Genomic DNA, 11,840 nt, shown 5'->3' on the forward strand with positions numbered 1-11,840 from the left:
CTGTGTCAGCGTTCCGTCAAGGTCTCCCCACCGTGTGTATATGCCACGTCAACGGCGGTGACGCGGGGGTGGCGCCGTCCTACCGTGCCGCACATGGGACACGACATCACGGAACGGGACGCGGCGACGGCGGGGCAGATCACGTCGGACCGCGGCTGGGGCGCCGGTGTGCGGTCCGCCGTCTTCTGCGCGTGCGCGCTCTTCGGGCTCGTCCTGCTCATCGACCGGGCCGACGGCACGCTCACCCCCGCCCGCACCGGTCTGTGGGCCGGGCTCTCCGCGCTGCTCTATCTGGTGCTGCACCCCGCCCGGGTGACCGCGGGCCCCGGCTGGCTCGCGGTGCGGGGGCTCGGGCGCCGCAGGCACGTCTGCACCTGCCTGCTGACCGCCGTGCGGCGCAGCGAGGGCGTCGCCGCCCGCCTCGTCCTGTGCGACTCGCTCGGCAACCGCGTCGAGCTCGACCCGCAGATCCTCGTGGACAACCCCCTGCTCCTGCACCGCCTCGACACCGGCGCCCGCACCGCGCGGCAAAACGGGCTGCTCAGGACCGGCTGCGCCGAGCTGCGGCGACTGGCCACGCGCGCGGACGACGCGACGGCGCGGGCCGTCTTCGAGGCCTCGGACCTGCGCTGAGCGGGACCTTCGGCCCTGGGAGGGGGCGGGTGCGGGGCGGACCGTGGAGGCATGGACGCCCCGCACATCCCGCCTTCCCCCGACGCCCCAGCTCCCGCCCGTGGCACAGTCGTACGTGTGGACATCGACTCGCGCGCCGACCTCGACGTGCTGCTCCGCCGCTTCTACGCGGCCGCCTTCGCCGACCCGCTGATCGGCCCCTTCTTCACGGAGATCGCGGGCACGGACCTCGGCGTCCACCTGCCGCGCATCACCGACTTCTGGGAGCGGGCGCTCTTGCGCACCGCCGACTACCGCCGCAACGCCTTCGCCCCGCACGCCGCCCTGCACACCGCGCGCCCACTCACCGCCGAGCACTTCGGCCGCTGGGTGCAGCTGTGGCACGCCACCGTCGACGGTCTGCACCGGGGGCCGAACGCGGAGCGCGCCAAGGCGCAGGGGGAGCGGATCGCGGTCGCGATGCTGCGGCGCCTGGAGGGCAGGGACGCCCCGACCGTGGGCGAAGGCCCCGGCTTCGTCCCGCTGGCGGCGCTGCGGCTGCGTGGGGCGGCCTGAGACCTCACGAGGCTCACGAGGCCCCTCAGGACCTGTCTTTGGGCAGATCGGCGGAGAGGAAGGGAGCAAGGAGCGCGAACAGCGCGTCGGGGCGGTCGAGGGGGATGATGTGGCCGCAGTCCTGGAGATGGTGTCCGACCAGGTCATCGGCGATGGGACGGAGCTGGCGTTCGAGCCCGGTGCCGACGGGGTGCGAGCCGACGGCCATGGTGGGCATGGTCAGCCGAGCCGTCGCGACGGCGTCCTGGATCTGCTGCGCGCTGGTGGGCAGGGCCCGGTAATAGGAGAACGCGCAGCGCAGGGCCTCCCTCCCGGTGTACGCGTGGACGAAGGCCGCACGGATGTCGTCGGGTACTCCTCGCCCGAGCGTCCCCGAGTCGAGGAACCAGTCGATGTACGGGGCCTCGTTGCCGGCCAGGACGGTCTCGGCGAGGCCGGGCAGGGCGTGGAAGCCGAACCACCACGGGGCGCCGCCCGCGAAGACGTGCTCTGCTCCGGGCAGGCGGCCGAGGAGTGCCTCCATCACGACAAGGCGCCGCACCAGGCCGGGTCGGCGCAGCGCGAGCAGGACGGCGGGGGCGGTGCCCGCGTCGATGCCGACCACCGCCGCCGAGGGCTCGCCGAGTGCGTCGAGCAGCCCTTCGGCGTCAGCGGCGAGGGTGCCTGCGTCGTACCCCTCGATGGCACGTGCACTGGCACCGAAGCCTCGAAGGTCCGGGGCGATGACCCGGTACTGACCGGCCAGTCGGCCCATGATGCCGCTCCAGAGTCGCCAGGTGTGCGGAAAGCCGTGCAGCAGGAGAACCGCAGGTCCGTCCCCGGCGATGGCGACATTGAGTTCGACGCCGTTCGTCGTGATGCGGCGCAGGTCGGGCGCGGCGGTGACGGGCATGACGGCTCCTCGGCTGGTTACCATTGGTGACCACAGAACGATAGGTAACTGGCCGACTGCTTCCTAGACGGCACTTTCAGGGAAGGTGGTGAGCCACAGGTGACCACCCGAGGGGCCCGGGCCGCCGGTGGCGGGGTACGGGGCGATCTGTTCGATCCGCACTGCCCGACGCGGCAGTTGCTGGACCGCATCGGTACGAAGTGGACGTCCATGGCCGTCAAGGCGCTGGCCGATGCCGCACCGGACGAGGTGCGTTTCGCGGAGCTGAGACGCCGGATGCCCGGCGTCTCGCAGAAGATGCTGTCCGTGACGCTGCGAAGCCTGACCCGTGACGGGCTGGTGTCGCGCCGGGTCGAACCGGCCGTGCCGCCGCAGGTCTTCTACCGGCTCACCGGACTCGGGCTCTCCCTGGAAGCCGCGCTTGCGGGGCTGCGGACCTGGGCGGAGGAGCACATGGCCGAGATCGACCGCGCCAACGAAGCCGCCGACCAGGAGGCCGACGAGGGCAGGACGGCATCTCCCGGTTCCGCCCGAAGCGCGCCAAGAACCTGAAGTCGGCCGTCCGGGGCACCTGTCCGCGGTGGTCCTTAAGTCCTCAAAGGCATCACTAAGTCCTCAAGGCGTCACTAAGTCCTCGAAGGCGTCACTCAGCTCTTGAGCGCGTCGTACCGCACGCCCGTCAGGTCTTCCGACGCCGCCCAGAGCCGTTCGCCGGCCACGTCGTTCCGCGTCCACTTCGCCCGCCAGGACGGCGCGGGCGCCCCGCGGAGCCCGAGGCCGCCGGGTCCGGTGAACCAGTCGGGCCGCACGCCGGGCGCCGTCGCCGCGTACAGCGTGGGCAGCGCGCCGGCCTCGGCGGACTGCGCGATGATCCGGTTGCCGAGCGCCACGACGCGTTCGGCGACCCTGCGGTTCTCCATCCTGGGCCCCGCGGTCTGCAGGTTGGTCGAGGCGTAGCCGGGGTGGGCGGCGGCCGCGACGGTGTCGGCGCCGGTGGCGGCGAGGCGGCGCGCCAGTTCGTGGACGAAGAGGAGGTTGGCGGTCTTGGAACGGCCGTAGGCGATCCAGCGCCGGTAGCTCCGCTCGCCGTTGAGGTCGCCGATGTCGATGTTGCCGAGCACGTGCAGGCCGGACGAGACGGTGACGATCCGCGCCCCGGGGGCCTCCAGGAGGCGGGGGAGCAGCAGTCCCGTGAGCGCGAAGTGTCCGAGGTGGTTGACGCCGAACTGCGTCTCGAAACCGTCCGCGGTGCGGCGGAAGGGCAGCGCCATCACCCCCGCGTTGTTGATCAGCAGGTCCAGGCGCGTGTCCTCGTACGCCGCCGCGAACTTCCGTACGGACGCCAGGTCCCCGAGGTCGAGCCGCCCGAACTCGGCGTGTGCGCCCGGCACTTCGGTGAGCAGTCGGGCCACCGCCGCGCTCCCGCGCTCCTCGCTGCGGCAGGCCAGGATGGTGCGGGCGCCGCGGCGGGCCAGCTCACGCGCGGTGACGTAGCCGATCCCGCTGTTGGCGCCGGTGATCACGGCCGTGCGGCCGCTCTGGTCGGGGATGTCGCTCGTGGTCCACGCGGCCATGGCAAGGCTCCCTCTCCGTTGACTTCTTACTCAACAGTAAGCCGGAGGGGGAGCCCAGGGCAGGGGGCCTGCCCTGGCCGGAGCGCTCAGGCCGCGGCGCCGCCGTCGATCACCAGGTCCGCGCCGACCACCGAGCCGGATTCGTCGGACGCCAGGTACAGCACGGCCGCGGCGATCTCCTCGGTCGTCGACACGCGGCCCAGCGGCGTCGACTCCTTCATGCGGGCGGCCCGTTCGGCCTCGGTCTCGCCGGGGCGGAAGGACATGGTGGTGTCGGAGGAGCCGGGGCTGACGGTGTTGATGCGGACGCCGTCGCGGATGTGCTCGGCGGCGGCCGCGCGGCTCAGCGCGGAGACGGCCGCCTTGGTCGCCCCGTACGCCGCAAGGCCCTGGACGCTGGTGTGCGCGCCCAGCGTGGAGCCGATGTTGACGACGGCGCCCCCGGCGGGCTGTGTGCGCATCTGCCGCACCTCGGCCTGCAGGGCGAGCAGGACGCCGGTGACGTTGATGTCGAGCATCAGGCGCCAGTCCTCCTCGGGCAGTTCGGCGACCGGCGCTCCGGCGCGCAGGACGCCCGCGTTGTTCACGGCCACGTCCAGGGAGCCGAAGCGGTCGACGGTGGCGGCGACGAGGGCGGCCAGGTCGGCGGAGCGGGAGACGTCGGCGGTGACGGCGAGGGCGGTGCCGCCCGCGTCCTCGATCAGGCCCACGGTCTCCTTGAGCGGGCCCTCGGTGCGCCCGGCGACGACGACGTTCGCGCCCTCGGCGGCGAAGGCGAGCGCCATGGCCCTGCCGAGGCCGGAGCCGCCGCCGGTGACGAGGGCGGTGCGGCCGGTGAAGCGGGAGCGCGCTGCTGAAGCCATGACGGTACTCTTTTCTTGAACGATCGGTTCAGTATGAGGTCGCAAAAAGGAGGTCACAAAAAAGGCGGGCCGGAGGCCGGGGTGAGAAGTCGGTGTCCGGCGGGGGCTCAGTCGAGCAGGCTCAGCGCCTGCTCCGTCGCGTCCCGCACGCGCGCCGGGTCCTTCGACGCCTTGCCGATCACGCGCAGCCCCTGCATCAGGGTCAGGAGCACGCGCGCGAGCGCCAGCGGGTCGCGGCCCCGCGCAAGCTCGCCCTGGGCCTGCGCGCGGACGAGCGCGGAGTGCAGCAACGTCTCCATGTACTCCCAGCTGCGCTCGACGCAGCGGGCGGCCGACTGGTCGTGCGGGCCCAGCTCGGCCGCGGTATTGGTGATGAAGCAGCCGTTCAGGCGGCCTTCGGGCGAGGCGGCCTCGGCTCCGAAGCGGCGCACGAGCGCGCGGACGGCGGGCAGTGCGGGGCCGGGCTGCGAGAGCTCGGCGAGCAGGCGCGGGTTCTGGAGCGTGGCGTAGCGCTCCAGCGCCTTCAGGTACAGCTCGTGCTTGTTCCCGAAGGTCGCGTAGATGCTGGCGCGCCCGACGCCGAGCGCCTCGACGAGGTCCGCCATCGACGTCGCCTCGTAGCCGCGCCGCCAGAACAGCTCCAGGGCCGACTGCAGCGCGGCGTCCGGATCGAATTCCTTGGTCCTGGCCACGAGGAGGACGCTACGTCATTCTGGAACGACCGGTCAAGAAGATTCCGGGCGATCGGTCAGGCGATGCGCACGGGGTGCACCGCGACCGACACCTCCTCGTCGTCCAGGCACCGCCCCGTCTCCAGGTCGAACCGCTGCTTCAGGAGCGGCGAGGCGACGAACGGCCGCCCCCGCTCCGTCCCGAGCAGGCCCCGGGAGAGCACCGCGGCGCCCGTGAACGGATCGCGGTTGTCGATCGCGTATGTACGGCCCTCGCGGTCGAGGAAGAGCGCCGCCTGGCGGCCGTCGGGCAGCAGGGCCGCGAGGCCCCGGCCCGGCATCAGCTGCGTACGGTCGCAGATCGCGAACCAGTCGTCGTCCAGGCGCAGTTGGACACGAGAAGCGTGCGTGGCGGTCGAGTCGCTCATCGTGCGGCTCCTTCCAGGGGGCGGGGGCTGATGGACAGCAGGGGGAGGTCGGGCTTGATCTGGTCGCGCTCCGGGACGAAGCCGACCGTGGGGTCGGGCACGCCCGGCGCGTTCACGAAGGAGACGAACCGGGCGAGCCGCTCCGGGTCGTCCAGGGTCTCGGCCCACTCGTCGCGGTAGTGCGTGACGTGGGCGGCCATCAGCGACTCCAGCTCGTCGCAGATGCCCAGCGAGTCGTGGACGACGACGTCGCGCACATGGTCGAGGCCGCCGTCGATCCGGTCCAGCCAGGCGGCGGTGCGCTCAAGGCGGTCGGCGGTACGGATGTAGAACATCAGGAACCGGTCGATGAGGCGCACCAGTCCGGCGTCGTCGAGGTCCTGGGCGAGTAGGTCGGCGTGGCGCGGGGTGGCGCCGCCGTTGCCGCCGACGTACAGGTTCCAGCCGCTCGCCGTGGCGATCACGCCGAAGTCCTTCGACTGGGCCTCGGCACACTCCCGGGCGCAGCCGGAGACCGCCGACTTCAGCTTGTGCGGTGCGCGCAGGCCGCGGTAGCGCAGCTCCAGGTCGATGGCCATGCGTACGGAGTCCTGTACGCCGTAGCGGCACCAGGTCTGCCCGACACAGGACTTCACGGTGCGCAGCGCCTTGCCGTACGCGTGGCCCGACTCGAAGCCCGCGTCCACGAGCCGCGTCCAGATCATCGGCAGCTGTTCGACGCGCGCGCCGAACAGGTCGATGCGCTGTCCACCGGTGATCTTCGTGTAGAGCCCGAAGTCCCGCGCCACCTCACCGATGACGATCAGCTTCTCCGGTGTGATCTCGCCGCCGGGGATGCGCGGCACCACCGAATAGGAGCCGTTCTTCTGGAGGTTGGCGAGGAAGTGGTCGTTGGTGTCCTGCAGCGCCGCCTGCTCGCCGTCCAGGACATAGCCGCCGGCGCCGATGGTCGGCGCAAGGGACGCGATGATCGAGCCGACCGCCGGCTTGCACTCGTCGCAGCCCTCCCCGCCGCGCGCCGCCTCGCGGCCATGCGCGTCGAGCAGTTCACGGAAGGAGGTGATCCGCAGGGCGCGCACGATCTCGTACAGCTCCTGGCGGGTCTGCCCGAAGCAGCCGCACAGCCCGTCGTCGCCGCTCTTCGGCAGCAGCTGCCCGATCACCTTCAAACAACTGCCGCACCCCGTACCGGCCTTGGTGCACTTCTTCACCTCGGGCAGGCTGGAGCAGGCGCAGATCTGGTCCTTGGTGACGTTGTGGCAGTTGCAGATCACCGCGGAGCCGGGCAGTGCCTCCGGGCCGAGCGCCACGGGGGCGCCCGCGCCCGCGGGCAGCACCAGCTGCTCGGCGGGCACCGGCGGTACGGACCCGGTGAGCGGGCGCAGCAGCCCGTAGGCCTCCGCGTCGCCGACGAGGATGCCGCCGAGCAGCTCGCCGCCCGGCGCCATCACCAGCTTCTTGTACGTGCCCGAGCGCGAGTCGGTGTAGACGACGTCGAGGCAGCCCTCGGCCGTACCGTGCGCGTCGCCGAACGACGCCACGTCGACGCCGAGGAGCTTCAGCTTGGTGGAGAGATCGGCGCCGGTGAAGCTCGCCTCACGGGACGCGATGGCGGCGACCGCCGTCTGCGCCATCTCGTAACCCGGCGCGACCAGGCCGTACACCCGGCCGTCCGCCGCCAGCGCGCACTCGCCGATCGCGTACACGTACGGGTCGCTGGTGCGGCACTGTTCGTCGACCGCGATGCCGCCGCGCTCGCCGACGGTCAGGCCGTGCTCGCGGGCGAGCTGGTCACGCGGGCGCACCCCCGCCGAGAACACCACCAGCTCCGTGGCGACCTCGCTGCCGTCGGACAGCTTCATGCCGCGCACGGCGCCGTCCTCGCCGGTCAGGATCTCCTGTGTGCCGGTGCCGGTGTGCACGGTCAGACCCATGCCGGTGATGGTGCGCAGGAGCGCCGCGCCGCCGCCCTCGTCGACCTGCACCGGCATCAGGCGCGGCGCGAACTCCACGACGTGCGTGGCCAGTCCGAGGCCCTTCAGGGCGCCCGCCGCCTCCAGACCGAGCAGCCCGCCGCCGACGACCGCGCCGGTCGTGGCGTGCCGCTTCGCGTACTCCTCGATGGCGAGCAGGTCCTCGATGGTGCGGTAGACGAAACAGCCCGCAGCGTCCTTGCCGGGCACCGGCGGCACGAAGGGGTAGGAGCCGGTGGCGAGCACGAGCGCGTCGTAGGCGAAGACGGCGCCCGAGCGTGCGGTGACCGTCCTGGCCTCGCGGTCGATGCTCTCCGCCGCGTCGCCGACGTACAGCTCGATGCCGTGCTCGACGAGGAACTCACGGTCGGTGAGCGAGAGTTCGTCGGGCGTACGGCCCGAGAAGTACGAGGTGAGCTGCACGCGGTCGTAGGCGGGGCGCGGCTCCTCGCACAGCACCACGATCCGGTGGCTCGCCGTGAGGCCCTGCTCGGCGGCGGCTTCGAGGAAGCGCTGGCCGACCATGCCGTGCCCGACGAGCACGAGGGTCGGGCGGGGGTTCGGGTTCTGTGCGGGCATCGGCATGTCAGCGGCCTCCGATTGGGGTCTCCCCTGCTCGAGCGAGCTCGAGAGCTTGGGGGTGGGTGAGCAGGTGGAGCAGCGGGCTGTCGTCGTCGGGCAGCGGGTCGTCGGCCTCCCAGGCGCGGGCGAGCGCCCCGACCGCCCCGAGCTCGCCGAGCAGGACGCCGCCGACCAGGCGGCCGCCGCGGACGACGACCTTGCGGTAGGTGCCGCGGGTGGCGTCGGTGAGCTGGACGACGTCGTCGTCGGGGTGCGGCTCCGGGTCCCCGAAGGCCGCGAGATCCAGCGGTCCGGGGCCCGGCAGGGTGAGACGGGTGAGGGTGCGGGTGCCGGTGTAGGGGCGTGCGGGGGTCCCGTCGGCGGGGTCCTGGGCGAGGAGCGCGGCGAGTGCGTCGGCCTGCTCGACGGCGGGCGTCGCCAGACCGTAGACCCGGCCGCCGTGCTCAGCGCAGTCGCCGACGGCCCGGATGTGCGGGTCGGAGGTCCGCAGCAGGTCGTCCACGACGATCCCGCGCCGTACGTCGAGTCCGGCGGCCTGCGCGAGACCGGTACGGGGGCGCACGCCGCAGGCGAGGACGGCCAGATCGGTGCCGAGGAGATAGCCGTCGGCGAGCTCGACGCGGCGCACGGCGCCGTCGACGACGCCGACCCCGCGCACCCGGCACTCGGTGTGCACCTCCACGCCGAGATCCGTGAGGTGCCGTCGCACCAGCTTCGACGAGGTCGGGTCGAGCTGGCGCTCCATCAGCCGCTCGGCCTGCTGGGTCAGGACGACCTGGGCGCCGCGCCGGGCGAGGGCGCGGGCCGCGGAGACCCCGAGCAGGCCGCCGCCGATGACGACGACGCGGGCGCCCGGCGTCACGGCCGCGGACAGGGCGAGGCAGTCGTCCATGGTGCGGAAGGCGTGGACGCCGCCCGGGAGTTCACCGTCGGCGTGCGCGAACAGGCCGCGCAGCGGCGGGAGTACGGGGTTCGAGCCCGTGGCGAGGACGAGCGTGCCGTACGGCACGACGGTGCCGTCCGCGCAGTGCACTCGGCGCCCGGCGCGGTCGACGCGGACCGCACGGGTGCGGAGCACCGTCCCCGGCGCGCTGGGCAGCGCGATCACGTCCGGCCCGTACCGGCCCGCGAGGACCTCGGCGAGCAGCACGCGGTTGTACGGGGCGTGCTCCTCCTCGCCGATCAGTACGGTGCCGGCACCGAGACGCTGCGCCACCCGGGCGCCGGCGAGCCCCGCGCCGATCACCACCACACCGTGGGCCGGTGCGGTGCCGACGGGTCGCGGCTGCGCTGATGAGGTCATGCACAGGAGCCTGCGGTGCCGGTGTTACCCGACAGGATCGGACCTGTTTCCCCGGGGGAACGCTGCCCTCAGCGGGGGCGGGGGAGGGGTGTGAGGCCCCGTTGCTTAACGCGCGTTGAGCCGATCCTCAAGGCCGCCTTAAGGATCGCGGGAACGCCGCTGACCAGGAACTTCCGGCGCTTCTCTGCGCCTAGTGTGCGGCCGTGACCACCGAGGCAGCCGACCCCCGACTCGACGCGTACCCCGCCCTGGCCGCTTACCTCCGCCAGACGCGCCCCGCGCCGACATCGCCGACCACCCAGCCGCCGACCGCGCGGGCGGGGGGTGCGCGGACGGTGCCGGTGCCGGTGCCGGTGTCGCCGCATGGTGCTCCGCCGCGGCCCGGGGTTCCGCCGGAGGTGGGTCCGCCGACCGGGCTTGGGGGCAGCGGCCAACCGCTGTCCGCGCCGGGGGCGGGGGAGGCGCGGGTTGCGGCGCCGAGTGCCCCGCCGAGGCCTGTGGTTCCGTCGACTGGGCCTGTGGTTTCACCGACCGGACCTGCGATTTCACCGACCGGGCCTGTGGTTTCGCCGACTGGGCCTGCTGAGAGCGGCCATCCGCTGTTCGCGCCGGGGGCAGGGGAGGTGCCGGTTGCGGCGCCGAGTGCCCCGCCGGAGGGTGGGCCCGTGGCGAGCGTCCCGGCGCCGACCGCGCCACCGCCCCGCCCCGTCCCCCCGGCCCGCCTCTCGCCCCGCGCCCTGCGCACCGGAGTCCTCGGGGGCGGCCTCGCCGTCACCGCGCTGTGGGCCGTGCAGATGGAGCCGTCCGCACGGCTCGACGTGCTGTTCGCCACCGGGGCGCACCTCACGGGGCTGCTCGCCGGGTACGGGATCCTCGTCATGCTCTTCCTGATGGCCCGCGTCCCCGCCGTCGAGCACGGCGTCGGCGCCGACCGGCTCGCGCGGCGGCACGCCCTCGGCGGCCGGTACGTCCTGAGCCTCTGCGCCGCCCACGCCCTCCTCGCCCTCTGCGGCTACGCCGCCCACGCCGGCACCGACCTCCTGCACACCACCCTGGACCTGCTCGGTTACCCCGGCCTCGCCGCCGCCACCGCGGGCACCGCCCTGCTCGCCGCCGTCGGCGCCACCTCCGCCCGCGCGCTGCGCCGCCGCATCCCGCACGAGACCTGGCGCGCCGTGCACCTGCTCACCTACCTCGGCGCCGCCCTCGCCTTCGCGCACCAGCTCGCCGGACCCGACGTCGCGGGCAGCGGCCTCGCCCTGTGGTTCTGGTCGCTGGCGCACGCCACCGTCGCCGTCCTCCTCGGCTGGTACCGCCTCGTCGTCCCCGTACGGCAGGCGCTGCGCCACAGCCTGCGCGTCATCGAGGTGCGCGGCGAGGGCCCCGGCGTCGTCTCCGTCGTCGTGCAGGGCATCGGTGTCGACCGGCTGCGCGCCGAACCCGGACAGTTCTTCCGGTGGCGCTTCCTGCAGCGCAGGCTCTGGCACACCGCGCTGCCCTTCTCCCTCTCCGCGCCGGTCCGCGACGACACGCTGCGCATCACCGTCAAGGCGGCCGGCGACCACACCCGCCGGATGCGGCGCCTCAGGCCCGGCACGCGCGTCCTGGCCACCGGTCCCTTCGGCGCGCTCACCGCGCACCGGCGCACCCGGCGCAAGGTGCTGCTGCTCGCGGGCGGCGTCGGCATCACCCCGATGCGGGCCCTGTTCGAGACGCTGCCCGGCGGGCCCGGCGACGTCACCCTGCTCTACCGCGCGGGCAGCGCCGAACAACTCGTCCTGCGGGAGGAGCTGGAGGCCATCGCGGAGCGCAGACAGGCGGGGCTGCACTATCTGCTCGGCCGTTCCGACGCCGCGTTCGACCCTCTCGCGCCGCAGGCCCTGCGCAACCTGATCCCCGACATCGCCGAGCACGACGTCTACCTGTGCGGCCCGCCCGGCATGTCCGCCGCGGCCACGGCGGCGCTCGTGCGCGCGGGCGTCCCCGAGGAACGCGTCCACGCGGAGTGCTTCACCTTCTGAACCGGCCGTCCCCGAGCCACTCGCCCTGCCGTCCCCGAGCCACTCGCCCTGCCGTCCCCGAGCCACTCGCCCTGCCGTCCCCGAGCCACTCGCCCCGCCCCTTCGAGCCCGAGAAAGCTGGTCACCCGGTCCATGGGACGCCACCGCAAACCCGCCGCCCCCGCCCCGGGCCCCACCCTCCAGGCCCGCCGCAGGCTCGCCGCGGGCCTCGCGGGCGCGAGCGCGCTCGTCGCCACGGCGCTCGCCCTCGCCGTCGACCCTGCGGCGCCACCGGCCCCCGACCGCGCGCCGGTGGGCGTCCCCGCGCCGCGGGCCGCGCCATGATCCGGCCGAAGACGCGCCATG

At 73.6% G+C, this 11,840-nt stretch carries 12 protein-coding genes; 5 read left to right on the forward strand and 7 right to left on the reverse strand.

Features of this window, described 5'->3' with window-relative positions; genetic code table 11:
• The first annotated feature begins 93 nt into the window (after nucleotides 1-93).
• Together ACFVYL_RS11250 and ACFVYL_RS11255 are read left to right on the forward strand one after the other, a co-directional pair.
• Complete coding sequence (locus tag ACFVYL_RS11250; protein ID WP_389714597.1) at nucleotides 94-633, forward strand: hypothetical protein; 540 nt, start codon at nucleotides 94-96, stop codon at nucleotides 631-633.
• Between the two features lie 117 nt (nucleotides 634-750).
• Nucleotides 751-1,188: a group III truncated hemoglobin gene (locus ACFVYL_RS11255; RefSeq protein WP_389714598.1), complete on the forward strand. Its 438-nt coding sequence runs from the start codon at nucleotides 751-753 to the stop codon at nucleotides 1,186-1,188.
• A gap of 25 nt (nucleotides 1,189-1,213) precedes the next feature.
• On the opposite strand, the gene ACFVYL_RS11260 is transcribed toward ACFVYL_RS11255, so the two are convergent.
• Nucleotides 1,214-2,080 carry an alpha/beta fold hydrolase gene (locus ACFVYL_RS11260; RefSeq protein ID WP_389714600.1) on the reverse strand — a complete coding sequence of 289 codons (867 nt, stop codon included), beginning with the start codon at nucleotides 2,078-2,080 and terminating at the stop codon, nucleotides 1,214-1,216.
• Between the two features lie 99 nt (nucleotides 2,081-2,179).
• Here ACFVYL_RS11260 and ACFVYL_RS11265 point away from each other — a divergent pair, with 99 nt between their 5' ends.
• Entirely contained in the window at nucleotides 2,180-2,632 is a 453-nt protein-coding gene (locus ACFVYL_RS11265; protein ID WP_389714602.1) for a winged helix-turn-helix transcriptional regulator, read from the forward strand.
• Between the two features lie 95 nt (nucleotides 2,633-2,727).
• Here the strand turns inward: ACFVYL_RS11265 and ACFVYL_RS11270 are convergent, their stop codons facing one another.
• The 6 genes from ACFVYL_RS11270 to ACFVYL_RS11295 form a co-directional block, all read right to left on the reverse strand.
• On the reverse strand, nucleotides 2,728-3,654 hold the full coding sequence (locus ACFVYL_RS11270; protein WP_389714604.1) for an oxidoreductase: 927 nt from the start codon (nucleotides 3,652-3,654) through the stop codon (nucleotides 2,728-2,730).
• A gap of 86 nt (nucleotides 3,655-3,740) precedes the next feature.
• On the reverse strand, nucleotides 3,741-4,517 hold the full coding sequence (locus ACFVYL_RS11275) for an SDR family NAD(P)-dependent oxidoreductase (RefSeq protein WP_389714605.1): 777 nt from the start codon (nucleotides 4,515-4,517) through the stop codon (nucleotides 3,741-3,743).
• 107 nt (nucleotides 4,518-4,624) lie between these two features.
• Entirely contained in the window at nucleotides 4,625-5,209 is a 585-nt protein-coding gene (locus ACFVYL_RS11280) for a TetR/AcrR family transcriptional regulator (RefSeq protein WP_389714607.1), read from the reverse strand.
• A gap of 56 nt (nucleotides 5,210-5,265) precedes the next feature.
• On the reverse strand, nucleotides 5,266-5,616 hold the full coding sequence (gene nirD / locus ACFVYL_RS11285) for a nitrite reductase small subunit NirD (RefSeq protein WP_389714609.1): 351 nt from the start codon (nucleotides 5,614-5,616) through the stop codon (nucleotides 5,266-5,268).
• Entirely contained in the window at nucleotides 5,613-8,168 is a 2,556-nt protein-coding gene (nirB, locus tag ACFVYL_RS11290) for a nitrite reductase large subunit NirB (RefSeq protein ID WP_389714705.1), read from the reverse strand. Before nirB ends, nirD begins: the two co-directional genes overlap by 4 nt.
• A 7-nt stretch (nucleotides 8,169-8,175) precedes the next feature.
• Entirely contained in the window at nucleotides 8,176-9,474 is a 1,299-nt protein-coding gene (locus tag ACFVYL_RS11295; protein WP_389714610.1) for an NAD(P)/FAD-dependent oxidoreductase, read from the reverse strand.
• Between the two features lie 665 nt (nucleotides 9,475-10,139).
• Between ACFVYL_RS11295 and ACFVYL_RS11300 the strand changes: the two genes are divergently transcribed.
• Nucleotides 10,140-11,495, forward strand: coding sequence for a ferric reductase-like transmembrane domain-containing protein (locus ACFVYL_RS11300; RefSeq protein WP_389714611.1), 1,356 nt, complete (start codon nucleotides 10,140-10,142; stop codon nucleotides 11,493-11,495).
• Nucleotides 11,496-11,627: 132 nt separating this feature from the next.
• Complete coding sequence (locus ACFVYL_RS11305; RefSeq protein ID WP_389714612.1) at nucleotides 11,628-11,819, forward strand: hypothetical protein; 192 nt, start codon at nucleotides 11,628-11,630, stop codon at nucleotides 11,817-11,819.
• Nucleotides 11,820-11,840: the final 21 nt, after the last annotated feature.

The sequence above is a fragment of the Streptomyces sp. NPDC058308 genome, assembly GCF_042880275.1.
GTDB lineage: Bacteria > Actinomycetota > Actinomycetes > Streptomycetales > Streptomycetaceae > Streptomyces.